Source organism: Pseudovibrio japonicus (assembly GCF_014651595.1).
In the GTDB taxonomy this organism is placed as follows: Bacteria; Pseudomonadota; Alphaproteobacteria; order Rhizobiales; family Stappiaceae; genus Pseudovibrio; species Pseudovibrio japonicus.
In genome coordinates this window covers 23,237-46,462 of record NZ_BMXE01000003.1, presented here as the reverse complement: position 1 = coordinate 46,462, position 23,226 = coordinate 23,237, and the positions used below count along the sequence as shown (strand labels likewise).

At 54.8% G+C, this 23,226-nt stretch carries 23 protein-coding genes; 9 read left to right on the top strand and 14 right to left on the bottom strand.

Going from position 1 to position 23,226, the window contains the following annotated elements:
• Nucleotide 1: 1 nt before the first annotated feature.
• The 3 genes from IE076_RS08780 to IE076_RS08770 are packed head-to-tail and all read right to left on the bottom strand — an operon-like array spanning nucleotide 2 to nucleotide 3,637.
• Entirely contained in the window at nucleotides 2-943 is a 942-nt protein-coding gene (locus IE076_RS08780) for an ABC transporter permease (protein WP_189436420.1), read from the bottom strand.
• Complete coding sequence (locus IE076_RS08775; protein ID WP_189436419.1) at nucleotides 940-2,007, bottom strand: ABC transporter permease; 1,068 nt, start codon at nucleotides 2,005-2,007, stop codon at nucleotides 940-942. Before IE076_RS08775 ends, IE076_RS08780 begins: the two co-directional genes overlap by 4 nt.
• 16 nt (nucleotides 2,008-2,023) lie before the next feature.
• A complete protein-coding gene (locus IE076_RS08770) occupies nucleotides 2,024-3,637 on the bottom strand; it encodes an ABC transporter substrate-binding protein (protein ID WP_189436418.1) in 1,614 nt (537 codons plus the stop codon).
• Between the two features lie 669 nt (nucleotides 3,638-4,306).
• Between IE076_RS08770 and IE076_RS08765 the strand changes: the two genes are divergently transcribed.
• The 4 genes from IE076_RS08765 to IE076_RS08750 are packed head-to-tail and all read left to right on the top strand — an operon-like array spanning nucleotide 4,307 to nucleotide 9,043.
• On the top strand, nucleotides 4,307-5,014 hold the full coding sequence (locus IE076_RS08765; RefSeq protein WP_189436417.1) for an ABC transporter ATP-binding protein: 708 nt from the start codon (nucleotides 4,307-4,309) through the stop codon (nucleotides 5,012-5,014).
• Nucleotides 5,008-7,380, top strand: coding sequence for an ABC transporter permease (locus tag IE076_RS08760; RefSeq protein WP_189436416.1), 2,373 nt, complete (start codon nucleotides 5,008-5,010; stop codon nucleotides 7,378-7,380). The genes IE076_RS08765 and IE076_RS08760 overlap by 7 nt, the downstream gene beginning before the upstream one ends.
• A 2-nt stretch (nucleotides 7,381-7,382) precedes the next feature.
• Entirely contained in the window at nucleotides 7,383-8,579 is a 1,197-nt protein-coding gene (locus IE076_RS08755; RefSeq protein WP_189436415.1) for an efflux RND transporter periplasmic adaptor subunit, read from the top strand.
• A gap of 2 nt (nucleotides 8,580-8,581) precedes the next feature.
• On the top strand, nucleotides 8,582-9,043 hold the full coding sequence (locus IE076_RS08750; RefSeq protein ID WP_189436414.1) for an HIT family protein: 462 nt from the start codon (nucleotides 8,582-8,584) through the stop codon (nucleotides 9,041-9,043).
• A gap of 34 nt (nucleotides 9,044-9,077) precedes the next feature.
• On the opposite strand, the gene IE076_RS08745 is transcribed toward IE076_RS08750, so the two are convergent.
• On the bottom strand, nucleotides 9,078-9,389 hold the full coding sequence (locus IE076_RS08745; protein ID WP_189436413.1) for a hypothetical protein: 312 nt from the start codon (nucleotides 9,387-9,389) through the stop codon (nucleotides 9,078-9,080).
• 21 nt (nucleotides 9,390-9,410) lie between these two features.
• Entirely contained in the window at nucleotides 9,411-10,148 is a 738-nt protein-coding gene (locus IE076_RS08740; RefSeq protein WP_189436412.1) for a helix-turn-helix transcriptional regulator, read from the bottom strand.
• A 115-nt stretch (nucleotides 10,149-10,263) separates the two neighbouring features.
• Between IE076_RS08740 and IE076_RS08735 the strand changes: the two genes are divergently transcribed.
• Nucleotides 10,264-10,983, top strand: coding sequence for a glutathione S-transferase family protein (locus tag IE076_RS08735; RefSeq protein ID WP_189436411.1), 720 nt, complete (start codon nucleotides 10,264-10,266; stop codon nucleotides 10,981-10,983).
• A 46-nt stretch (nucleotides 10,984-11,029) separates the two neighbouring features.
• Here IE076_RS08735 and IE076_RS08730 read toward each other — a convergent pair whose 3' ends face one another.
• From IE076_RS08730 to IE076_RS08720, 3 genes are all read right to left on the bottom strand, one after another.
• On the bottom strand, nucleotides 11,030-11,539 hold the full coding sequence (locus IE076_RS08730) for a peroxiredoxin (protein ID WP_189436893.1): 510 nt from the start codon (nucleotides 11,537-11,539) through the stop codon (nucleotides 11,030-11,032).
• 80 nt (nucleotides 11,540-11,619) lie between these two features.
• Entirely contained in the window at nucleotides 11,620-13,656 is a 2,037-nt protein-coding gene (locus tag IE076_RS08725; RefSeq protein WP_189436410.1) for a TRAP transporter permease, read from the bottom strand.
• A gap of 86 nt (nucleotides 13,657-13,742) precedes the next feature.
• Complete coding sequence (locus tag IE076_RS08720) at nucleotides 13,743-14,762, bottom strand: TAXI family TRAP transporter solute-binding subunit (protein ID WP_189436409.1); 1,020 nt, start codon at nucleotides 14,760-14,762, stop codon at nucleotides 13,743-13,745.
• A gap of 459 nt (nucleotides 14,763-15,221) precedes the next feature.
• On the opposite strand from IE076_RS08720, the gene IE076_RS08715 reads away from it, so the two are divergent.
• Nucleotides 15,222-16,286, top strand: coding sequence for an alpha/beta fold hydrolase (locus IE076_RS08715; protein ID WP_189436408.1), 1,065 nt, complete (start codon nucleotides 15,222-15,224; stop codon nucleotides 16,284-16,286).
• Between the two features lie 280 nt (nucleotides 16,287-16,566).
• Here the strand turns inward: IE076_RS08715 and IE076_RS08710 are convergent, their stop codons facing one another.
• Nucleotides 16,567-17,319, bottom strand: a complete 753-nt coding sequence (locus tag IE076_RS08710) for an inositol monophosphatase family protein (RefSeq protein WP_189436407.1) — start codon at nucleotides 17,317-17,319, stop codon at nucleotides 16,567-16,569.
• Nucleotides 17,320-17,452: 133 nt separating this feature from the next.
• Between IE076_RS08710 and IE076_RS08705 the strand changes: the two genes are divergently transcribed.
• A complete protein-coding gene (locus IE076_RS08705) occupies nucleotides 17,453-17,896 on the top strand; it encodes a DUF3429 domain-containing protein (RefSeq protein ID WP_189436406.1) in 444 nt (147 codons plus the stop codon).
• A gap of 79 nt (nucleotides 17,897-17,975) precedes the next feature.
• On the opposite strand, the gene IE076_RS08700 is transcribed toward IE076_RS08705, so the two are convergent.
• From IE076_RS08700 to IE076_RS08690, 3 genes are all read right to left on the bottom strand, one after another.
• Nucleotides 17,976-18,359: a protein tyrosine phosphatase family protein gene (locus IE076_RS08700; protein ID WP_189436405.1), complete on the bottom strand. Its 384-nt coding sequence runs from the start codon at nucleotides 18,357-18,359 to the stop codon at nucleotides 17,976-17,978.
• 120 nt (nucleotides 18,360-18,479) lie between these two features.
• Nucleotides 18,480-18,920 (bottom strand): DUF6691 family protein, encoded by a 441-nt coding sequence (locus IE076_RS08695; protein WP_189436404.1) that lies wholly within the window; start codon nucleotides 18,918-18,920, stop codon nucleotides 18,480-18,482.
• 2 nt (nucleotides 18,921-18,922) lie between these two features.
• Nucleotides 18,923-19,375 (bottom strand): YeeE/YedE family protein, encoded by a 453-nt coding sequence (locus tag IE076_RS08690; RefSeq protein WP_189436403.1) that lies wholly within the window; start codon nucleotides 19,373-19,375, stop codon nucleotides 18,923-18,925.
• A 303-nt stretch (nucleotides 19,376-19,678) separates the two neighbouring features.
• Here IE076_RS08690 and IE076_RS08685 point away from each other — a divergent pair, with 303 nt between their 5' ends.
• The gene (locus tag IE076_RS08685) at nucleotides 19,679-20,827 is read left to right on the top strand and encodes an acyl-CoA dehydrogenase family protein (protein WP_189436402.1); all 1,149 of its coding nucleotides are present in this window, start codon (nucleotides 19,679-19,681) and stop codon (nucleotides 20,825-20,827) included.
• Nucleotides 20,828-20,866: 39 nt separating this feature from the next.
• On the opposite strand, the gene IE076_RS08680 is transcribed toward IE076_RS08685, so the two are convergent.
• Nucleotides 20,867-21,445: a hypothetical protein gene (locus IE076_RS08680; protein WP_209008985.1), complete on the bottom strand. Its 579-nt coding sequence runs from the start codon at nucleotides 21,443-21,445 to the stop codon at nucleotides 20,867-20,869.
• A 210-nt stretch (nucleotides 21,446-21,655) separates the two neighbouring features.
• Entirely contained in the window at nucleotides 21,656-22,528 is an 873-nt protein-coding gene (locus IE076_RS08675; protein ID WP_209008984.1) for a trypsin-like serine peptidase, read from the bottom strand.
• A 216-nt stretch (nucleotides 22,529-22,744) separates the two neighbouring features.
• On the opposite strand from IE076_RS08675, the gene IE076_RS22650 reads away from it, so the two are divergent.
• Nucleotides 22,745-23,221, top strand: a complete 477-nt coding sequence (locus tag IE076_RS22650; RefSeq protein ID WP_209008983.1) for a hypothetical protein — start codon at nucleotides 22,745-22,747, stop codon at nucleotides 23,219-23,221.
• Nucleotides 23,222-23,226: the final 5 nt, after the last annotated feature.

Below are 23,226 nucleotides of genomic sequence, written 5' to 3'. Positions count from 1 at the left end.
CCTAGCTCTGGCTCTTTTTCGGATCAAGAATATCGCGCAGTCCATCACCCAGCAGGTTGAATCCCAACGAGACGATGAAGATCGCCATACCCGGCATGGCCGCAACCCACCACTGGTCAAGAACAAACTTCCGGCCCGCAGAGATCATAGCCCCCCACTCCGGCTCCGGCGGCTGTGCCCCAAGACCAAGGAATCCCAGACCAGCTGCAGTCAGAATAATTCCCGCCATATCCAGCGTCACCCGCACGATGATGGAGGACAAACACAACGGCCACACATGTCCGACAATAATGTGCATGACGCCTGCACCCTGTAACCGCACGGCGCTAATGTAATCCGCATTGCGAATGGTCAGGGTTTCCGCGCGTGCAATACGCGCATAAGGCGGCCACGCCGTCAGGCTGATGGCAATGATCGCACTTTCAATTCCTGCCCCAAGCGCAGCAACAAACGCCAGCGCCAGCACAAGCCGTGGAAACGCCAGGAATATATCCACCAGACGCATCAGCACCTGATCAACCCAGCCCCCCAGATAACCCGCCACAGTGCCAATTAGCAGGCCAAACACCGGCGCCGTAAAGGCCACGATACCAACAATCAGAAGCGTGATGCGGGAACCATAAACAAGACGGCTCCAGATATCACGACCCAGCTCATCCGTGCCCAACAGGTGGCCCTCGGACAGCGGTGAGAGCAAACGCTTGCTCAAGTCCTGTGCGTTCGGCTCAGCAGTCGCCAGCAAAGGCGCAAAGATCGCCATCAGCACCAAGCTGACAATGATCAAAAAGCCTAGGAACGCCAGCTTGTTTTCATAAAGTTTCAGCCAGCCCAGATACAGCTGCACCGCCTTCGCATGACTGCGAGACACTGGGGCATCTGAGGTAAGCCATGCCTTCAGGCCAGACCGTGCAGGCACATTTGATTTTACAGGTGCTGTCGTCATCGTGCCCTCGGATCCACCACTTTGTACATAAAGTCAGAGAAGAGATTGAGACCAACAAAGATCGCACCAACCACCACCGTTCCGCCCAGTACCGCGTTCATATCAGCAGAAAGCAGAGCGTTGGTGATGTAGTTGCCCAGCCCCGGCCACGAGAAGATAATCTCCGTCAGCACCGACCCCTCCAGCAAATTTGCATAGGAAAGAGCAATCACCGTAATCAGCGGGATCATCACATTCGGTAGCGCATGACGCCAGATCACAGCCGTCTCGGAAACCCCCTTCACCCGCGCAGTGGTGATGTACTCCTGAGAGAACTGCTCCAACATGAAGGAACGGGTCATGCGGGAAATATAAGCAATGGAGTAATAGCCCAGAATACTGGCGGGCAGGATGATGTGGCTCACTGCATTCCAGAAGATCTCCGTATCCCGTGCCAGTAGGCTATCAATCAGAATCATGCCGGTCACAGGCGGAATGATATCTTCGTAATAAATATCCAGACGGCCCGGACCGCCAACCCAGCCAAGAATTCCGTAGAAAATCAAAAGGCCCATCAAACCAAACCAGAAGATCGGCATGGAATATCCAAACAGGCCAACAACGCGAATAATCTGGTCTGGCCAACGGCCTTCATAAACCGCAGCAAGAACGCCCATCGGCACACCAAGGCCCACACCGGCAATCGTCGCCAGCGTTGCAAGCTCAAGGGTTGCCGGAAACACACGGCCAATATCCTCAACAACGGGCCGCGCTGTCAGCGTCGACATCCCGAAGTCACCCGCCGCCACCTGTTTCAGGAACAGCCAGAACTGAACAACAAGCGGCTGATCAAGCCCCATGGCCTTGTAGGCAGCCTCATAGATTTCCTGGGAGGCACGCTCCCCCACGACCGCCAGAACAGGGTCTACGGGCATCACGCGCGCAATAATAAAGGTGACAAAGAGAAGCCCCACCATGGTGAGGGTTATGGAGAAAAGGCCAGCGATCAAACCTTTTAAAAACTTGTAGAGCGGCGAGGTCTGCCCTCGCCGCACCACAGTCGCTGTAGACTCAGCGATACTCATATTCTGCCAGCCAATCCTATTTCTTTACAGGCCAGTAGAATACGCCAGTGACAGCGCCACCCGGATTGAAGCCGCTCACGTTTTCACGCATTGAGTTCTGTTCAATCTGCTGGAACATAACGGCAAACGGAGCTTCCTTCTGGAAGACCTTTTGCGCTTCAACGTACATGCGTGCACGCTTCTCACGGTCACTTTCCTGCACAGCCAGATCAGTCAGAACCGTCAGGTCAGTGGCTGGGTAACCAACACGCCATGCCAGTTTACCGGTCAGTTTTGCCTCATCACGGTTGTCAGGGTTGTTTGCGAACGTATCAGCGTTTGTATGTGGATCTGGATAGTCCGGACCCCACGCACCTACGTAGATCTGGAAATCACGCGCGCGGTAACGACCAAGAATCTGCTTTCCGGTACCAGTAGTTATTGACGCATTAATACCAGCCTGGGCAAAGGTGTTCTGCAAGCTTTGAGCAATCTCAAGACGCTCGGTCGCATTGCGAACGATAAACTCCACGTCGAACCCATCAGCGTATCCAGCTTCCGCAAGAAGTTCCTTCGCCTTTTCAACATTCAGGGAATACGGTGTGTCTTTGAGCTCACCCATATAGGTCTGCGGCAAGAACGCCTGCTGAATGGTGTACTGCCCCTTCAGGAAGGAACCCGTCATACCCTTATAATCCACCAGATACTTCAGCGCTTCCGCAACCTTTGGATGGGCCAGAGCCTGATCCTTCTGGTTGAAGGAGATATACATCAAGCGGCCGCGAAGAGTGTCCTCAACCTTGAGGTCTTCGTTAGTAGAGATCGCAGCAACATCTTCAGGAGATAGGTGACGCGCAACATCAACATCACCTTTTTCCAGCATCAGACGCTGAGAAGCAGATTCCATCACGTGACGCACGATGACGCGCTTCATTGCAACATCACCACGCCAGTAACCCGGAACCGCTGTCAGAGAATAAGACTCATTTGGTTTCCAGTTTTGCAACTTAAAGGCACCGGAGCCGGCAGAGTTGGTCCTTAGCCAGCCATTCCCCCAGTCACCATCAACCTCATTGGCCTTGACCAGTTCGGAGTCAACGATGGAAGCAATCACAGCCGTAAAGCAGTTCAGCACGAAAGAAGGTGCATACTTCTTGTCGGTAGTGATCTGGAACGTATTTTCATCAACCGCTTTAATGGTGTCATTCATATTCTCGGCAGTAAACCCAAACTGAGTGACAATGAAAGACGGCGTCTTCTTAAGAGCAACAGCGCGACGAAGGCTGAATTCAGCATCCTTTGCCGTCACCGGATTTCCAGAATGGAACTTGATGCCTTCACGCATTTTAAAGGTAAAGGTCTTTCCGTCCTCAGAGATCTCCCAGCTCTCAGCTAGACCAGGACCATACCCTTTAGACAGGTCAGACGGGTCCAACACGACCAGCTTGTCGTAAATATTGTTGGCAATGTCCGTACCCGAGAACTCGAACATTTCCTGCGGATCAAGTGAAATGAGATCATCAATACGGCCAGCAACGACGAGCATGTTAGGCGGCGTTGCTGCACCTGCTTCAGTAATAATCGCACCGGAAATCGGCATCGCTACGCTTGCAGCAAGAGCGAGAGAAAGAATACTACGCTTAAATCGCATTTAAAAAAGTCTCCCAGTTATAAAAATCCTTCGCATCGTTAAGTGGGCGAAGGCGAAAAATGTGTAATCGCACCTACGTACAACCACTGACCAAAGTCTTTCATCTTTCATCTGGGGGAACAAGTACCCATGGTTGAAAATTTACCAAACGATACCAAGTGGTTGCTTAAACTTTGCTTGACATGGAAGAGCTAACGCTACGGAGTTTCCAAGTTGCAAAACCTATCCCAAGGGATAGGTAGGATGCGAGAGATCCGCCTTTTTCTGAAATAGATTCAGCTATTTATGAGTTATTAAAAAGTATCCGGGGCATCCTTGATTTACCAGGTACCGCATACACAGTGCTGCACAGCAGCAAAATGTGTAACCGGCGTGGGCTCAGCAGAAAATTATTTGTCCTCTCTTGTAATAACCGCACCTTATTCCGGCTGACTTGCCTCTCACATATCTCAAAAACGCGAATCCATTCCCACAAACATATACCCATGACCAGAATCTTGCGCCCCATTGCGACATCCCGAACGGATTTTCCGCAGGCCCGTCGGTACCCTACCAAACTGCGACACTTGACCTAGGGAAATTACGCAGTTCATTGAGCAGGATCATTGCCTGTAGAGTGGCCGCAACTGCTATAGTGTAACGCAGCTGCACATTCAGGTTGGGGGCCCTATGCCAACGCCAGTATTCATTGCTGAAGATGTCACCAAAACCTACACAACCAACGAGGTCGAGGTGCACGCACTTCGGGGTGTCTCCATGACACTCTTTGAAGGCGAAATGGTTGTATTGCTTGGGCCGTCCGGCTCCGGCAAATCCACCTTTTTGAACATTCTTGGCGGACTGGATAATGCCACATCCGGCACTGTTTCCTTCATGGGCCAAAACTTGACCAATTTCAGCGAAAGCAACCTGACCCGCTACCGCCGTGATTACGTCGGCTTCGTCTTCCAGTTTTACAACCTCATTCCCAGCCTCAACGCATGGGAAAATGTCGCGCTGACAACCGAGATCGCTAAAGACCCTCTGGACCCGAAAGAAGCGCTGGAACTGGTTGGCCTCGGCCCACGCGCCTCTCACTTCCCAGCGGAAATGTCCGGCGGTGAACAGCAGCGCGTTGCCATCGCCCGCGCCATCGCCAAACGACCGGAAGTTCTGCTCTGCGACGAACCCACCGGCGCACTCGACACCAAAACCGGCACGCTGGTTCTGGAAGCCTTACAGCGCATCAACAAAGAGCTGGGCACCACCACCGCAATCATCACCCACAACACCGCCATCCAGCAAATGGCAAACCGTGTCTATGTCTTCAAAGACGGCGCCATCGAAAGCACCCACGAGAACGAGGCCCCCAAGCAACCCTCGGAGGTTGCATGGTAGCCCTGCCCGTCCTCGACCGAAAAGTTATTCGCGACTTGAAACGCCTGTGGGCGCAAGTGCTCGCCATTGCTTTGGTCATGGCCTGCGGTGTGATGACGCTCATCCTTGCACAAGGCGCCTACCGGTCCCTCAGTCACACACAGGAAACCTATTACGACCAATACCGCTTCGGCCACATCTTCGCGCAGGCCGTCCGTGCACCGGACCACCTGAAAGAACGCATCGCTGCCATTGATGGTGTCGCCGCTGTCGAAATGCGCATCGTCCGCTCTGCCATTCTGGATATTCCTCAGATGGCGGAACCTGCCGCTGGTATTGCTCTGTCCCTGCCATCCGGCAGAAAGCCAGCAGTCAACCGCCTCTACCTGAGAGCAGGCCGCCTGCCCGAAGGCTCGCGCACCAACGAAGTCGCGCTAGATTCCCGCTTCGCCAATGCGCACAACCTCAAACCCGGCGACACCTTCAGCGCCACCCTCAACGGCAAGAAACTCAACCTCGAAGTCACCGGCATCATCCTCTCCCCAGAGTTCATCTACGCGCTGGGGCCTGGGGATCTCGTCCCCGACGACCGCCGCTTTGCTGTCTTCTTCATGGCTCAATCCGCCATGGAGGGCCTGTTCGACATGAAGAACGCCGCCAACGACATCTCCCTAAGACTGCTCAGAGGTGCTTGCACACCGTGCGTTATTGAAAAGCTCGACCGCCTGCTCAAGCCTTACGGCGGCACCGGAGCATACGAGCGCAAAGACCAGCAATCCCACGCGTTTCTGGATGCAGAGCTGACCCAGCTTTCCGCAATGGCAAAGGTGCTGCCACCAACGTTCCTGCTGGTCTCTGCCTTCCTCGTCAACATGATCCTGTCTCGCCTGATCGCACTGGAGCGAGAGCAGATCGGCCTCTTAAAAGCCTGCGGATACTCCTCATGGTCTGTCGCAGGCCACTACGCCAAGCTGGTCTCCGTCGTTGCGCTCCTCGGCGTCGGCATAGGAGCAGTGGCAGGCAACTATCTGGGCAAGCTGATGACCCAGATGTATGCTCAGTACTTCTCGTTCCCATTCCTCGTGTTTGATGAAAGCCCGGACCTCTATCTCATTGCCGCTGCCATCTCGCTGCTTGCCGCACTTGGAGGCGCGTTCTCATCCATTATGAAAGCCGCCCGCCTGCCACCCGCAGTCGCCATGCGGCCACCGGCCCCGCCACGGTTCCGCAGCTTCCTCTCACTCAAGTCCAGACGCCTGCGCATCCTGTCCCAGCTCAGCACCATGGGATTACGCCACCTCATGCACAATCCGGTGCGCAGCCTGCTCACCAGCGTCGGCGTGTCCTTCGCACTCGCCCTGCTCGTCTCTGCGCTGTTCCTGACCAACTCCATGGATCACATGATCAACGTGGCCTTCAACAAAGCAGAAACCGCAGACGCCCGCCTCACTTTGGCAGATGACAAAGCACCCGAAGTTCTGGGGGACATCCTGCGCCTGCCCGGTGTACTCACCGCAGAAGCCTACAGACGAGAACCCGTCATCCTGCGCTTTGGCTCCCGAGAAAAACGCGTGGCAATCACAGGTCGCCCAACCAACGCTAACCTCTCCCGCATTCTTGACCTGAACGAACGCGCAATCGAAATGCCGCACACCGGCCTCATGTTGCCAACCCACCTTGCCAATCAGCTTGGCGTAACGCCGGGCGAGATGGTCACTGTGGAGCTGACCAAGCACAACTCCATTATCCGGCAGGTGCGCGTCGCTGGCACCATCACCAGCTACATGGGCCTTTCCGCCTCCATGCACATTGACGCGTTGAACGCCCTTGTGCCCACCGGCCCGCGCATCTCTGATCTGGCAATCAAAGTAGATCGCACCCGCCTCGATGACTTGTACGATGCAGTAAAAGAAACGCCCGGCCTCGGCGGCATCGCCATGCAGATGCTCTCCCGCGAGAAGTTCCGTGAGCTGATGGACGAAAGCGTCACATCCATGCTGGTGGCTTACATTACCATCGCTGTCATTGTTGCCTTCGGCGTGGTCTACAACGCCGCCCGCATTCAGCTGTCAGAGCGGGGACGCGAACTGGCGAGCCTGCGCGTCATCGGGTTCTCAAAGCAGGAAGTCTTCCACGTCATTTTGGTGGAGATGGCCCTGATCGTCCTTCTGGCACAACCCATGGGCTGGCTCATCGGCTACGGCATGGCAGCAGGCATGATACAGGGCTTTGCCAGCGACCTGTTCCGCATCCCGCTCGTTGTGCTACCAAGCACCTACGCCATCGCCAGCTTTGTCATTCTCACAGCTGCACTGGCCTGTGCGCTCATCGTGCGCCGCCGTGTCAGCAATCTTGATCTCATCAAAACCTTAAAAACGAGGGAATAGGAATGAACGGTAAATTCGTTAAACGAGGCGCATATGGCGCTATCGCCCTGCTCGTTCTCCTCCTCTTTGTCTGGGCCTTGCAGGAAAAGCCTGTCTCCGTTGAAACAGCGCTCATCACCAAAGGCGACCTGACCGTCACCATTGAGGAAGGCGGCAAAACCCGCGTAAAGGAGATCTACAAAATCTCCGCCCCAATCGCCGGGCGGGTTGACCGGTCCCTACTGGATGTAGGTGACAAGGTGATCCGCGGGGAGACAACGGTTGCCACCATCAACCCGCTCACGACCCCGTTCATGAACGCCCGCACCAAGGCAGAGGCACTGGCTGGCGTCGAAACCGCCAAAGCCGCCATTTCATTGGCAGAAGCCCAACTCGCCTCCGCCAAGGCAGAGCACAAGCTGGCAAAGTCAGAACTGGTTCGCGCCCAACGCCTCAACCGCTCCAAAACCATCTCTGACGCCCAGCTGGAGCGCGTGGAGATCGACGTCACCCTGAAAGCCGCGAAGGTGCAAAGCGCAGAGGCCCAGATCGCCCAGCGCAACAGCGACCTGGAAAGTGCCAAGGCTCGCCTGATCGAACCACACATCGCACAGGACCCAGAACGCTCAAAGGAACTGGCCGTACGCATGATCTCGCCCATCAATGGCGTGGTCCTCAATCTGGCGGTCGAGAGCGAACAAACCATCCAGTCCGGTGCACTCCTCATGGAGCTGGGCGACCCTTCTGATATCGAAGTTGTTGTGGATCTGCTCTCCACCGAAGCGGTCAAGATCAAAGAAGACGCCAAGGCAACACTTGTAGATTGGGGCGGCAACACCTTGCGGGCCACCGTCCGCCGCATCGATCCGGCTGGCTTCAGCAAAGTCTCGGCTCTGGGCATTGAGGAACAACGGGTCAACACCATTCTGGATCTGGACACCCCCGCCCCGGAACTCGGCCACGGTTTCCACTTGCGCGCCGCCATTGAAACATGGCACGGCAAAAACGTGCTGCGCGTGCCCATGACCGCCCTCTTCAGAGAAGGCAACGACTGGGCCACCTTCAAGATTGTTGACGGCAAAGCCCAACTCCAGAAAATCACCATCGGCGCCTTCAATCAGGACATGGCCGAAGTCACAGAGGGCCTGAACGAGAACGACATCGTTATACAGTTTCCGGGAGATACAGTCTCGGATGGCACAGCTGTTGTAGGGGAGTGATTATGACCGAACAGTCCGACTGCCCGTTTTGCAAAATAGCCCTGAAGCACTATAGCGTTTACGAAGTCTATCGGGATGACCAGATAGTGGCTTTTCTCGATAGGGGCCCTATTCGCCCCGGTCATCTTCAGATCGTGCCACTGGAGCATTACGCCTACTTTGATGACCTGCCCCCTGAACTTGCAGCCAAGGTTGTGCAACTCGGCCAACACCTCGCCAAAGTACAAAAGCAAATCACTGGCGTAGACAGAGTGGCATTCCTCTTCACCGGCGGAGACATCCCTCACGCGCACGCGCATCTGGTTCCAATGCACGACAAAGCGGATATCACCTCCCGCCGCTACATCGTGGAAGAGGACCTCACCTTTGAACCGAGACCGCGTGCCACCCACGATGAACAAACCGCAATGGCAGCAAAGCTCATGAGCGCTCTTGGGACTACCGGCTCCAAATGCCGGCAGTGATAGCGGCGCGGTATTCGGCGTACCGCACTTTATGCTAGCGTTTCAGGTAACAAACCAGTTCATAACACAAGTTACAAACCACATAGCCCAACATGGCTGCCGGAACACTTATCGCGTACCCAAGACGCTTGAAGGCACGCGTTTCTTCCGATGCAGCTGGCATGAAGTCCGAGAGTGCATAATACATCGCAGCAAACCCTGCTAGCATCGCAATCAGAAAATGGAAGATATGGGCCGTTCGCTTGTTTTCGAAGTAGTCATCAACTTTGAAACGAAGATAAACACCTTCGGAGATAGCGGCAGCAAACAGGGAGACGGCTACTAAAGTAAGAAAAAAACTAAACATACAGCATTGATAATGCTAATACTATTTCATTGCAACCTGCGACCCCGCCTTCTCCGCCGCCTCTTTCTCCCGCCGCGCCACTTCCATCTTCCACCAACGATCGCGCAGGGCCACGCGGTTCTCGCGGTAGCGTTCTTCCAGCACCTCCATGTGCTCCACACGATCAGTACGAAACGCACGGAAATCCTGACGCAGTTCACACCACGCCACAATCATCCGTGACTGCGCGAAGAACGTCAGGCTCAGCGGCCATATGAGGCGCTCACTCAATTCCCCCTGCGCATCTGCATAGGAAATCCGCAGCTTGTTTTGCCCGCGAATGGCGTGCCGAACGTCCTTCAGTTCAATATGCGCCGTGGGAATAGGCTCCATGCCAAAGTCCGGCGCATAAAGCGGTGCTTCAATAAACTCGTCCCGCGCTTCAGGAGAAAGCACCGCCGCAATCTTGGCAATCACATCGCTGGCCGTGCGAATAAGCTGCTCATCCCCGCGCACCTGCACATGGCGTAATCCCATCATCACCGCTTCCAGCTCATCACTGTTGAACATCAGCGGCGGCAGGTCATACCCCTCATCCAGCACATAGCCCACCCCTGCTTCCCCACGGATGGGCACACCAGTCGATTGCAGGCTGACAATATCGCGGTAGAGCGTGCGCACAGAAACCTCCAGCTCCTCCGCCATCGCATCCCCCGTCACCGGCCCGCGATGACGCCGCAACAACTGAACGATCTGCAGCAACCGATCTGCCCTGCGCATGAAATCCTCCGGTAAGTTTCGGCCAGAAATTTTGGGAGTGCCAAACACTCCTGACACAATGCTGTCAGGAGCACCTTGCTATCAATCTCTCAGCAAACACAAGCGGAGAATGCAAATGCTCACACATCACAAATTCAGCGCCAAACTGAACGGCGTCAGCGCAAGCCCATTTTGCCTGAAAGTAGACATCCTGCTCGCCATGGCAGGCCTCTCCCATGATGTTCTTGAAGGTCCGGCAGCATTGCAAACCGCACCCAAAGGCAAGCTACCAGTCATGAAAGACAAGGAAGAACTCATCGCCGATTCCGAATTCATCAAAAGACATCTGATCCTCAACTATAACGCCGATTTCTCAGGCGGTTACTCCGAGGATGAACTGGCTGTCGCCCACGCCTTTGTGCGCATGGCAGAACATTCCCTGTACTTCGTGACCGTGTGCACCCGCTGGCTGCCAGATGAAAACTTCGCCATAATCGAGCGCGACTTCTTCGGCGCCCTTCCAGAAGACATACGCAGCCCCATGGCAAGCGAATCCCGCAAGAGCGTCATCACCAAGGTCAATAATCACGGCTACGGTCAGCACACCTGGCAAGAACGCCTCGCACTGGGCCGCGCAGACCTGCAAGCCATCTCCACCCAGCTGGCCGACAAACCATACCTGCTCGGCGATCGCCCATGCTTTGCTGATGCTGCCATCGGCGCCCAGATCCTGTGCGCCCTCTCCGACCTGCCCTTCGCTCGCTGGAAGGAAACCGTCGAGCAATTCCCAAACCTCGTCGCCTACGCCAACCACATCAAAGAAGCCTACCCGGAAGAAACACTGCAAGCCGCCTGACCAACACCCCGCCGGACTAGTGCATCCGGCGGGGTCTCTCAATCCTTCACCCTGCCTGCCTCAGATACGCGAGAACCTCCTCCGCGTTCTGCGCAGGATCACAAACCGGGAACATGATGTATTCCACAGCACCATCCCTGATGATCATACTAAGCCTTTTAAGCAGAACTAAACCGCCCGCCGTAAATGTCGGTAGCTTCAGCGCACTCGTCAGCTTCAGCTGCTCATCGGATAAAAGAGAAAATGGCAAGTGCAGCCTCTCGGCAGCCTCACACTGGAACGCGGTGGATTGTGTCGAGAGCCCAAACACCGCCTGCGCTCCAACAGCCTTCAACTCACTAAAGTGATCCCGAAACGCACAGGATTGCGGGGTGCAGCCACGAGCACCGGGAATCACATCCCACCCCTCAATCGGCGCCTCATTGGGAGGACTTGTTCGCGGATAAGCATAGACGACCACAACGCCGGGCAAGGCTGATAAATCCACATCACTCCCGTCCGTTGCTCTAAGCTTTATTGATGGAAGCTTGGTCCCAACCAACTTCCTCACATGCATTTCTGACACCACAAACTCCAAATAAAAGCCCCGCCGAACAGGTGCTCCGGCGGGGTGTTTTCATCAATCAAACCGCCACACTAAGCGTCCTGCGTCACCAACTGCTCGTTCCGGCGTGCCACAACCTGCCGCACAACAACAGGCAGCATCAACACGCCGCCAATCGCCATGGTCTGCAAGCCTGGTGCCACGAAGAACATGGCCGCAAAGGCCGTCCAGTACCGCTCCAGCTTATTCAGAGCTGCCAGCATATAGCCGGAGAACGCCACACCAAGCAGACCAATGCCAACAATGGCGCCCGAAAGGGTAATCGCAAAGTCATACCAGTTGAACTCAGGCGTTACCAACAACAGGGCCGGAGAGTAAACAAACACAAACGGCACCAGTGCCTTCGCAATGCCAAGACGGAACGCTGTGTTCCCTGTCTTAAACGGGTTTGCCCCCGCAATACCAGCCCCGGCATAAGCCGCTAATGCTACCGGTGGTGTCACATCGGCCAGCACCCCGTAATAGAACACAAAGAAGTGCGCCACGAGCGGCTGCACACCCAGCAGACCCAAGGCAGGCGCAGCAATGGAAACCAGAATGATATAGGTCGCCGTCGTTGGAATACCGGCCCCCATGATGATGCAGGCAATCGCCGTAAACACCAGCGTGAAGAACAGCGTCAATCCATTCTGCGTCAGGTAATCCGCCAGCATACCAGAAGCAATGAACCCACCAAGATCAGAGGCTGCCTGCGTCACCACAAACGACAGCCTAAAGCCCGTGCCCGTCAGTGTGACGACACCAACAATAATGCCCACAGCCGCAGCCGCCGCGCCCACCGCGAGCGAGTACTTTGCACCCGTTGCCAATGACTCAACCAGATCTCGCAGACCCATCCGGTTAAACGGATTTAAGAACCCAACAACCACACAGGCCGTGATCCCCCAAACCGCAGCATAATCAGGTGTTTTGCCCGAGATGATCAGATAAACCAGAATGCCCAGCGGAATGATCGAGAGCCAATGCTGCCTCAACACCACCAGCGCTTTCGGCAGTTCAGCAGCAGAAAGACCACGCAACCCAAGGCGCTTAGCCTCCAGATGCACCATCACGAAGATACCGAAATAATGCAGCAGTGCCGGGAACAATGCCGCAAGCAACACCTCCCGATAGGGGATCTCCAAAAACTCCACCATGATGAAGGCAGCCGCCCCCATGATTGGCGGTGTAATCTGCCCACCGGTGGACGCCGTCGCCTCAACCGCGCCCGCAAAATGCGGCGGGTAGCCAACCTTCTTCATTGCCGGAATGGTGAGCGACCCTGTTGTCACCGTATTTGCGATGGAGCTGCCAGAGATCGTGCCTAGCATAGCAGAGGAGAAGATCGCGACCTTGGCAGGTCCGCCCGCATAACGCCCCGCGATCACCGAAGCAAGATCAATAAACAACTGCCCAAGGCCAATGCGTGTCGCCAAAACCCCAAACAAAACAAAAAGGAACACATACTTGGCAACCACCCCAATGGCGATGCCATAGATGCCCTGGTTCGTCATGTAAAGATGGTTGATCAACCCCGTCCAGCTCGCCCCCGGATGCCGCAGGGCCCCCGGCGCATACATGCCAAACACGGCATAGCCAACAAAGATCAACGCAATCAGCGGCAGCGTTGGCCCAACCGAGCGGCGCGAGGCTTCCAGCACCAGTACCAAGAGCACCGTGCCCATAAACACATCAATCGGCGCAGGCGCACCCACACGCGAGGCAACCGCCTCCGCAGGCAGCAGCGGCAAGTACATCGCCGCAACCACTGCCATCACCGCCAGCACAATATCCCAAAGATGCACGCCACTGGGCCGCCACCACGCTGCAGGTGCTGGCTGGTTACTCGTGCTCTTGATGAAACTGAAAAGAACAAACACCAGCCCCAGCACAAACGAGAGGTGAATGCCGCGATGGACCAGCTCTCGAATGAGCCCGAAGCCGGACGCGTAATAATGGTAGAGCGACATTGCAACGAGTGCCGCTGTCACAACAACAGCAAGCACGGGACCTGCTGCTCTGAAGGTAAGGTCCGGGTCGTATTTCCGCTCCAGATCCTCAAAGGATTGATCTGTCGTATGGTGAGACATCAGCCCTGCGTTTCTGTTGGATGAAAAATAGCAGCGCCCGGCAGAGGTCTACCGGGCACCGCAAAATCAGCAAAGACGAACAAGCCTTAATTGATCACGCCAGCTTCTTTGTAGAAACGCTCGGCACCCGGATGCAGCGGCACACCAAGACCAACGGTTGCTGTCTCCAGCGTGATGGTTTTGCCCTTTGCATGGCCAACATCCAACAGCTTGCGGGTCTTATCGTTCCACATCGCCTTGGTTATGTTGTAGATCAGCTCATCATCTTCCTTCGCGCTGGTAATCCACTGAGCGCCAACGGTCAGCGTCGTAGTTGCATCAACACCCTGATAGGCATCCGCCGGAATGTCGGAGCTTGCAAAGAAGCCATACTTCTCAACCAGGCTTTCAGCTTCAGGCCCCGTGATCGGAACGATCTTGATGTCTTCCGCAGACGCCAGTTCAACAACAGCACCGGTCGGGAAACCAGCCACCACGAAGAACGCATCAACTTTGCCGTTGCGTAGTGCTTCAGCAGCAGCAGAACCCTTCAGCGCCTCAGGCGTAACATCCGAAGTGGACAGACCATAAGCAGCAAGGATCAGGTTTGCATCCGTATAGGTTCCAGACCCCGGCTCATCTAGCGACACGCGCTTGCCCTTCAGATCAGCAACCGAGTTGATGCCGCTATCAGCTTTTGCGATCAGGTGGATATGCTCCGGAAACAGCGCCGCAATCGAGCGCAAATCCTTCATCGGCTCTTTGCCTTCCATGGTGCCCGTACCGGAATACGCCCAGTATGCCACATCAGACTGCGCAAAGCCGGAGTTACGCAGGCCCGAGTTAATCGCATTCACGTTATCAACGGACCCACGGGACGAAACAGCCGAAGCAATCAGCCCCGGCACACCACAAGAGCCGCCCGCATCACAGGCTCGCGAGCCCGGAGGATTGGAGATCGCATTGGCGATCATGCCGCCAACCGGATAGTAGGTGTAAGCGGTACCACCCGTACCGATGGTGAAGAACTTAAGGTCCTGCGCCAGAGCCTGACCAGAAAACAGCGCCGCGCCGCCAGCAATGGCTGCAACTGTCGCCAGTTTGGTAATGGAAGAAAGAAGTTTCATAGCCCCTCCGGGAAAAAGAAGAGAAGCAGGAAGCTCCACAACGCGCACACGCCACAAAAACCTCTGCCCCGAACACGATAAGAAAAGGCCGAGCCATCAACGCAATACAAAAAAGGACACTCGACTGCTGCAATGAAGTGAACGAAAATTATTCACGTGAATTAGAAAACACGCTTCAACCGCAGATCGCAAGCAAAATACGTAATTTTTCGTAACCCACCGAAGAAACGCATTATTGACGGCTAATCCAGACACCGCCGATGCACCAGCCCCGTCAATAAGCACAAAACCAGCAAAATGCATCCGGGCGCCAAATTCCGCAAGAAATGCGAAGCGCGTGGAAATTCAATTAAGTACAGTCCCAATACTACAAATATCGCTGTGCACGGTAACATCACTATAGACCGGATGGGTGCACATATGATTCATTGGGCTCCGCTGCAAAAAGGGAGTGTTTTTATGAGGGTAAGCGGCAAAACCATGCTTCTGTCACTCGTTGTTTTTGTTGGGTTGCTGTTCGTTGCTGGCGGCAGCGCCATTTGGTGGATGATGCAACAACCCATGTTCAAGCCGGGCACCGTCACCCAGCGCGAAGACCTCAAACCCGTTGGCATCAACGGCGACTATTGGCAGGTCACACCGGACGTGAAGCTGAAGACCTTCTCTACGGGAGACGGCCGCAACATCCTCTTCATCCATGGTGGCCCCGGCATCCCCACAATGGAAAGCGCCCCAGGCTTTGACCTGCTCTCTGACGAGTACCGCATCAACTACTACGACCAACGCGGCGTAGGCCGCTCCACACGCCCTTTCGACCGCTTTCCGGCAGACAACAGCACATGGACAAACATCCAGCTGCTGGAAAGCACCCTCGGTATCGGCCAGCAGCTGGCCGACATAGAGCGTATCCGCCAGCTCCTTGGTGACGACAAACTAATCCTGATCGGCCATTCCTTTGGCGGACTGCTGGCTTCACTCTATGCAGCTGAGTTCCCGGATCATGTCGAGAAACTGGTGCTCCTTAATCCGGCAGACCTGCTCGTCTTCCCCTCCGACGATTACGACATGTTCGCAAACATCCGCGAGCGCCTTCCAGAACGCGACCATAAAGCCTACGACAAATGGCTGCGCCGTTATCTGGATCTTGCCCAGATCTTCAAAGAGGACGAAGCCAGCCTGCAAAAGCTCGACACCGAATTCCTGCCCTATTTCGTCGAGGCAACCGGCGACACCATCATTGGCGCCCCCCCTGTCCCGCAAGAGCTCTTTGGTAGCTGGAGTACCCGCGCCCAGTTCTTCGGCCTTGGCAAGCGCCATGACTGGACCAGCAACATGAGCACCATCACCGCCGACACGCTCATCATCCACGGCGGCAAAGACTTCCAACCAATCGCAGTCTCTGAGACTTATCTGGAAGCCATCCCCAACGCCAAGCTAGAAGAAATACCAAACGCAGCCCACTTCCCCCACTTCAACAACCCCGAAGAGCTGGCAGAACAATTGCGTCCGTTCCTGAACAACTAAGCGCCTTGACATGCACGCTCCCGGTCTGACTGGGGGTGTGCACAAAATTCATTCAGTGGACGACGTGCGGAATGCAGAAGGAACACCGCCAAAAAGCAGCGCTCATACCAACATAAGCTACTGGTTAAAGAGGGGAATAACTTTTCGGCCAGCCAGCTTTGGCGAGCTGCCACCACCCACACGACCGAAGAACCCCGATCAACGCAAAAAGCGCAGCTTCAACGCAAAGCAATGCACAAAACAACGCAAACCGGATATCCCCGCCCTCAAGCGGCGTTTTTTAAAGGTACGGCACCAGAAATTCCGAAAGCACAGAGTCCTTCGGATACGCATAAACGCTGCCCGTATCATAAACGTAAGGCCCGGTCTCAAGCCCAGCCTCGGCGCAGATGAGTTGTCCCCCCAGCACATCCCAGCTGTTAACGCAGCCGTTATAGGCCCCGTCCACTTGGCCGGTCGCCGCCTCACACAAAGCCCAGGCAGCAGAACCGCAGATCCGGATCTGATGCTTCTTGCTCACCAGCCGGTTGACCTTATGCAAAAAGTCCAGGTTATTGCCCTGCTTGTAGTTAAAGCACAGGTTCACCACCAGCTCATGGTCACACGCCTGTCTGGGCTGCAATTTCACACCGTCCTCAAACGCACCTATCCCCCGTGCCGCATAGATCGTCCGGCGGTGAAAAGGCGCATGGACCACCGCAACCGCAGGCCCCTCCTCATCAAGAAAGGCCATGGAAACACAAAAGTCTGGCCGCCCGTAAAGGTAGTTGGTTGTCCCGTCGATCGGGTCAATAACCCAGCACGGCGGCGCCATCTCACCGCCGGTTTCTTCCCCCTTGAAACCGTGGGTAGGAAACGCCGTTGCCAGTGCCGTCTTGATGCGCCGCTCCACCTCACGGTCCGCCTCACTCACATAGTCAAGCAGGCCCTTGCTGTCGATCTGCAACTGGTCCCGTTTATGGAAGACCTCCAGCGCATAAGCACCTGCCTCCTCTGCGATCAAACAGGCTTTGGGGAGTATCTCTTGCAGCATGGTCGGGGCCTCTGGTCTTTATGCCCCTCAGGTATTGATCAGTTCATTCAAAAGAGCAACTTCGTATCAGGACTACTTTCAGCCTTAGCCGCTAGCCTTTATCAGAAGTAGAAATGAGCCGGATTGAAACCTGATGAACCGCGAACTCCCAGTGCTCTATGCTTGCCTCGCTCTAGCCGGAACCATCCCTTTCATCGCTGGAGCTATAGGTTTATCAGTAGGTTACTCCTTTCTCCCTGTCTTTGGCGCAACCATTGTAGCGGTAAGTCTGTACGCCCTAGTCATCCTGTCTTTCATGGCAGGAACCCAATGGGGCATGTTCTTTATCGCCCCTCACCCCAGACGTGCATGGCTGCTGTTATGGAGTAACTTTGTCGCACTCGCCGGTTGGTGCCTGTTCCTGTTCACCGCGCCCATCATCTTCCTGCTTGGACTTATCATCCTGTTCTCAGGCATGCTGTTTGTTGATTTCTTTCTGCAGAACATGGAAGTCACCTCCCGCAATTACCTCGGCGTGCGCATCGCAGCCACCATCATCACACTGATCGCACTTGGTGTCATCGCTCTCAATATCTAAGGCCTATCCCCGCCAGACAGCAAAAATGCCAGCAAAGTCTCCTTCACTGGCATCTTCATGTCGAACAATCTGATCACGCTCAAGTATTGATCGCATTCCACAACACGGTCGAGCGGTTCCCACTCCGGCAATACGCCAGAACAGGTCGCGGCGCCTGTGCAAGAAAGTCAGCCAACTCCTGCCCGGCTTCCTCAAAATCTGTCCCCGTTCCAATCGGAATGTAAACGTGCTCCAGTCCCTGCTCTTCAGCAGCGCCAGAAACCTCCAGATAGGTCGGCTGGTTCGCCTCTTCGTCATCCGGGCGGTTGCAAACAATCGACCGGAAGCCCTGCTCCCGCGCTGTCTTCATGTCCTCGGGAGAAAGCTGCCCTGCAACCCAGTAATCCTCGGCAATCTGACGCGCTTCCAGCTGCCCATTGCCACCATCACCGCCCGAAATTTTCTGAAGTAGACTAGAGATCATTAGCTGGCACCTTCACGTTAATCTGAGTGTTGTCTTCTGCCTTTGGCAAACCACCGGCGTTCATATGCACTGCAATATACTATTACAAATCCATGATTTGTATAAGAAATGCATGTTGCATCAGGATTCTTTGAGGGCCCGCCGCATTGCCATGTCAGCCACAAACCGCGCAAGCAGCATTCCGATCGTCATACACACGACGAACACGATCGCTTCAGGCGTCAGCAAAGAGAACGAGACCAGAGCCGGTCCGGGACACAACCCAATCAATCCCCATCCTGCCCCAAAGATTGCGGAGCCAAAAACCAACCGCTTGTCGATTTGCTGAAACGTCGGCATCCGGAAATCATCCGCCATAAACGGACGTGGCAAAGAGCGGGCCAGCCGGAAGAACGGCAGCGCCACCAGAATGGCTCCCCCCATGACAAAGGCGAGGCTTGGGTCCCAGTTACCAAACACGTCAAGGAAGTTTTGCACCTTCAAAGGGTTGCTCATTCCCGAGATAACCAGCCCAACACCGAAGAGAAGACCTGCCAGAAAACCTGCGATAGTACGTTGCATGGTTATCCTCCCACCACATGACGAAGAACAAACACCACGATCGCGCCGACCGACATGAAGGTGACCGTCGCAACCAGCGACCGAACGGACAAACGCGACAATCCGCAAACCCCATGCCCGCTGGTACACCCGCTACCAAACACAGAACCAAACCCCACAAGAGCACCCGCAATCGCCATCAGCGCCAGATTGCCTGTAAACACCTGCACAATCTCATACCCCCCTGCCATCAGCAGCAGTGGGGCCAGAAGCAGGCCAGCAACAAACGCCAGCTGCCAGCCCTTCTCGCCGTGCACCCAGGCCGACTTGCCATTGGCAAGCTTTCCAGTTTCAAACAAGCGGCTGTAAATCCCGCTAATCCCCGCAATACGCCCATTGGCGAGCAGCAGGATAACAGTAGACAAGCCGATCAAAATACCTCCGGCTAACGAGGCTAATGGGGTAAACTCAGTCATGGTTTATTCTCGTGCTTTCCTCGTCAGAGGAAACTTCGGTTATGGGGCATTTGAGCGGGGGCAGTGTCAGCCCCCAACCAAACTACAAATTATTCTAATTTAGCTTTCTCTAATATATAGACCTGCGTCAATGTGTCAAGACACCCGCAGCACCAATCATTCCTACCATCTACTACTCATCACCAGTTGCGCAGCATGTTCACGTCCCTTAGGCTTCCCCCAAACGTAAAGAAACGGCCCCTATCGCTGTTGGGAGATGATCAGGGGAAGACGCGTTTCACTCAAAAATACAAAGGGATGGACATGATTGACGAAGACCTGAAGAGTGAGTTGGAGCTGTTTCGCGACAATGTAAAGCGGTTCATTGAAGCAGAAATTCTCCCGCACTACGATGAATGGGAGAAGGCAGATATCTTTCCCCGCGACATCTGGAACAAGATGGGCGAACAGGGTCTGCTCTCCGTTGATACCCCGGAAGAATACGGCGGCTTCGGCACCAACTTCCTCTTCTCCATGATCATCATTGAGGAATTCACTCGCGCAAACTGCTCGGGTCTGGGCGTATCCCTGAGCGTTCACTCAGATATTGTTGCACCCTATATCCTCAATCACGGAACTGAAGAGCAGAAGAAAAACTACCTGCCCAAAATGGTCTCCGGCGAATGCGTCGGCGCCATCGCAATGACCGAACCAGCAGCAGGTTCTGACCTTCAGGGCATCCGCACAATCGCTCGCAAAGACGGCGATGACTACATCCTCAACGGCAGCAAAATCTTCATCACCAACGGTCAGCATGCAGACGTTGTGATCGTTGTGGCGCGCACCAATCTGGACGTCTCAGGCTCCAAGGGAACCAGTCTTTTCCTCGTTGACGCAGACAACCCCGGCTTCAAGCGCGGCCAGAACCTGGACAAGATCGGCTTGCATTCCTCAGACACGTCCGAGCTGTTCTTCGAAGACCTCCGCGTCCCTGCAAGCGCCTTGCTTGGCAAGGTGGATACCGGCTTCCACATCATGATGAACGAACTGCCACGCGAGCGACTTACCCTCGCTGTCGGCGCAGTTGCCGGAGCCGAAGGCGTGCTGGAAATGACCGCAGAGTACGTCAAAGAACGTCAGGCCTTTGGCCGCCCGGTCGCCATGTTGCAGAACACCCGCTTCAAGATGGCCGAGATGGCTACCGACGCCCGCGTGCACCGTGCTTTCGTTGATGAATGCTGCCGCCTCTTCCTGCAAGGAAAGCTCGACAACACCACCGTCAGCATGGCCAAACTCGGCTCTACCGAGATGCAGGGCCGCGTCGTTGACGGCTGCCTCCAGCTCCATGGCGGGTACGGTTATATGAGAGAATACGGCGTGTCCCGCGCCTTCGTAGACGCCCGCGTGCAGCGCATCTATGGCGGAACTTCAGAGATCATGAAGGAACTGATCAGCCGCGAAGTGCTGGCTTAATAAGCTATCAGGGGGGAGGCCGGCGTCTCCCCTTTTCAATCAGGGAAACATCTTGCTGCGGACTGGCCGCAACTCATCAAACTGCATCACACCATTCTCGGATAACCAAAGATGCTTGCCCTCTCCTTTGAGGATCGTGCCCAGCTCCGTGCTATAGGCATACTTGGTGACAATCGCTTCACCCTCAGGGCTCTCCGTCTCCATCGTCACATCAAGAACATCGTAGGCACAGTCACCAACCTGCAAACGCCCTGGTTCCCCCACCGAGAACTTGTAGGGCACAGCGCTACGAACAAGTTTCTCGTTATCAAACACATCCACGGAAGCTTTCCAGACCTTCCCTTTTTCAAGCGGAAAGAACTCGGAAAAAGGCAAATCGGGCACGTAAGTCCGGTTAATGTGGGCCTCACGCTCATAGGACAGGAATAATCCCCGCTCATGAACATGAATCTGGTCACGGATCACCACATATCTCTCGTCCAGCTGAAGCTCTGTAATCTGTCCAGCATCATCTTGCCGAACAAACAAACGGGCCGGGATACCGTTGTTTATGAGAACTATGCCGTGCTTCATCGTATCTGCGGTTGAGCAAACTTGTGCGACAGCCGCATCACTCAAAAGGATGCTTCCTAGAATTCCCAGAAGTGCTTTGCTTATTACGCTGGATCTTTTCATGGATCTGCCATGTAGATTTTTATTGTATTTATGGTCGCCTATCTAACAGCATTCGTGAGAAAGGCGATTGATATATGCAGTTTGCTTACTAGTCACTTCGCACTACGTACATCACCGTAGCCAACTCGTTAGGCAATTGATATTGAAATGAAATTACAGCCCAAGAAGCTTCAAAATCATCACTGCGTCCGTGTCACGCTTTGACGCATGCAGCTCAAGGTAGTCAAGAATAGCGCTGATCCGGATGCCCCGATTGGCAATCCAGCGGTTCCGCTGTGAAGGATGCGCAACACTGCGATGATGCAGCGCCACCGGCAGCCACTGATCATTCAGCACCGGCGCGCCCGAGGAACCCGGCAGGGTATCGCTGGAATAAGTAATGAAATGATCTTTGACGCTCATGATCTTGCTGTTGCGCAGCGAGAGGCTCTTCAGCCCGCCATTCGGGTGATGAATAACTGAAACCGGCTCACCATTCACCGCCTTGCCGGATTGCGGAAGCAACTTCAGAAACCCAAAATCAGACAAGGCAACCTGCTCCTTGGTATCCTCCTCAACGGACACAAAACTGAAATCCAGCTCATTGCTCGGGCTCGTAAAGAAGATCTCGTCCGTAAGCGAAAACGCAATACCTCGATCCAACTTGAATTCCTCATTCATCTCATAACGAAAAATGGCAGATGAACGAGCCGCTGACTTTCGAGACCGGATCACGTGGTTGTTGGTCAGAAGCAGGTTTGGTGCCACCAGAAATCCTGAGCCCGCCCCGGAAGGGATATGCCCCTCCCGATAAACCTGAACCTTACAGATCGACCTTGCAGCCGTCGCCCCCCGGCTCAGGTAGTTGATGGGGAAGATATCGGAGGCTCCCATGATCCGCTCAAATGCGGTGATATCCCCCACGGGGACCAAACTTCTCCTTACAGAAAGTCGTTCAGGATCATCCCAGTGATCATTGCTGAACGCACCTTCCCCACGATCACCTGCCCCCGCACAATCACAGCCACCCTTTCGCATATCTGCCATCTCAGAACCCCACATTGGAAAGACCACTTATCCTCTAAGAAGACTATCGCCGCCCGCACCTGTGAGTTCACCACACTCATTTACCAAACCAGCAAGTAAATCAGTGACACCATCATCAGTCCATTTCCCATCACTCCGAATAATTTTAGTCTACCCCCTTGACCAACTAAAAATTGCAATTACATTAGAAATACATTCGTAATGCAAAGGTGCAACATGCCATCCAGATCCATTTCGCTGAGCGTGCGACTAACGCAAGAGGAGTCAGAACGTCTGGCCCGCCTGAACTTTCCCGAGGCCAAGACCCCGAGTGACAAAATCAGAGCACTGATAGCTGCACCAGAAAGCAGCTTTGCGTCTCTGGGCGATGGCGCGCACACATTTGCCGCGCGCAAACTGGTGAAACCGGCAAGCGACATGCTGGACCAGAGTGATCGCCAGTCCGACGTCCTGCGCTTGCTGACTGACCGCCTGCCGCTGCTCTTGGGAGAACTGGCTGGCAAGGCTGGCGAGCAAGATCTGAAGGACGCCGAAGCCGCCATTACAGAAGATTTTTTCGAGCTCGTTGAGTTGGTGCTGCAGGCGGGATTGAGACGCAACCCGCGCCTCCAGAACCCTGAGCTATTCAAAGAGCTTGTCGATGACATGCGCAGCTCCACAGAACTTTTGCGCAACCGTTTAAAGTCAAAGTAACACTG

Bases quoted from the DNA above. Each gene is read 5' to 3' on its own strand.
- IE076_RS22650 (WP_209008983.1), top strand. From the start codon at position 22,745: ATGCCATCCAGATCCATTTCGCTGAGCGTGCGACTAACGCAAGAGGAG.
- IE076_RS08730 (WP_189436893.1), bottom strand. From the start codon at position 11,539: ATGCATGTGAGGAAGTTGGTTGGGACCAAGCTTCCATCAATAAAGCTT.
- IE076_RS08695 (WP_189436404.1), bottom strand. From the start codon at position 18,920: ATGCAACGTACTATCGCAGGTTTTCTGGCAGGTCTTCTCTTCGGTGTT.
- IE076_RS08760 (WP_189436416.1), top strand. From the start codon at position 5,008: ATGGTAGCCCTGCCCGTCCTCGACCGAAAAGTTATTCGCGACTTGAAA.
- IE076_RS08745 (WP_189436413.1), bottom strand. From the start codon at position 9,389: ATGTTTAGTTTTTTTCTTACTTTAGTAGCCGTCTCCCTGTTTGCTGCC.
- IE076_RS08720 (WP_189436409.1), bottom strand. From the start codon at position 14,762: ATGAAACTTCTTTCTTCCATTACCAAACTGGCGACAGTTGCAGCCATT.
- IE076_RS08700 (WP_189436405.1), bottom strand. From the start codon at position 18,359: ATGATCTCTAGTCTACTTCAGAAAATTTCGGGCGGTGATGGTGGCAAT.
- IE076_RS08710 (WP_189436407.1), bottom strand. From the start codon at position 17,319: ATGCTGCAAGAGATACTCCCCAAAGCCTGTTTGATCGCAGAGGAGGCA.
- IE076_RS08735 (WP_189436411.1), top strand. From the start codon at position 10,264: ATGCTCACACATCACAAATTCAGCGCCAAACTGAACGGCGTCAGCGCA.
- IE076_RS08715 (WP_189436408.1), top strand. From the start codon at position 15,222: ATGAGGGTAAGCGGCAAAACCATGCTTCTGTCACTCGTTGTTTTTGTT.
- IE076_RS08755 (WP_189436415.1), top strand. From the start codon at position 7,383: ATGAACGGTAAATTCGTTAAACGAGGCGCATATGGCGCTATCGCCCTG.
- IE076_RS08675 (WP_209008984.1), bottom strand. From the start codon at position 22,528: ATGGCAGATATGCGAAAGGGTGGCTGTGATTGTGCGGGGGCAGGTGAT.
- IE076_RS08725 (WP_189436410.1), bottom strand. From the start codon at position 13,656: ATGTCTCACCATACGACAGATCAATCCTTTGAGGATCTGGAGCGGAAA.
- IE076_RS08750 (WP_189436414.1), top strand. From the start codon at position 8,582: ATGACCGAACAGTCCGACTGCCCGTTTTGCAAAATAGCCCTGAAGCAC.
- IE076_RS08740 (WP_189436412.1), bottom strand. From the start codon at position 10,148: ATGCGCAGGGCAGATCGGTTGCTGCAGATCGTTCAGTTGTTGCGGCGT.
- IE076_RS08765 (WP_189436417.1), top strand. From the start codon at position 4,307: ATGCCAACGCCAGTATTCATTGCTGAAGATGTCACCAAAACCTACACA.
- IE076_RS08770 (WP_189436418.1), bottom strand. From the start codon at position 3,637: ATGCGATTTAAGCGTAGTATTCTTTCTCTCGCTCTTGCTGCAAGCGTA.
- IE076_RS08775 (WP_189436419.1), bottom strand. From the start codon at position 2,007: ATGAGTATCGCTGAGTCTACAGCGACTGTGGTGCGGCGAGGGCAGACC.
- IE076_RS08780 (WP_189436420.1), bottom strand. From the start codon at position 943: ATGACGACAGCACCTGTAAAATCAAATGTGCCTGCACGGTCTGGCCTG.
- IE076_RS08690 (WP_189436403.1), bottom strand. From the start codon at position 19,375: ATGACTGAGTTTACCCCATTAGCCTCGTTAGCCGGAGGTATTTTGATC.
- IE076_RS08685 (WP_189436402.1), top strand. From the start codon at position 19,679: ATGATTGACGAAGACCTGAAGAGTGAGTTGGAGCTGTTTCGCGACAAT.
- IE076_RS08705 (WP_189436406.1), top strand. From the start codon at position 17,453: ATGAACCGCGAACTCCCAGTGCTCTATGCTTGCCTCGCTCTAGCCGGA.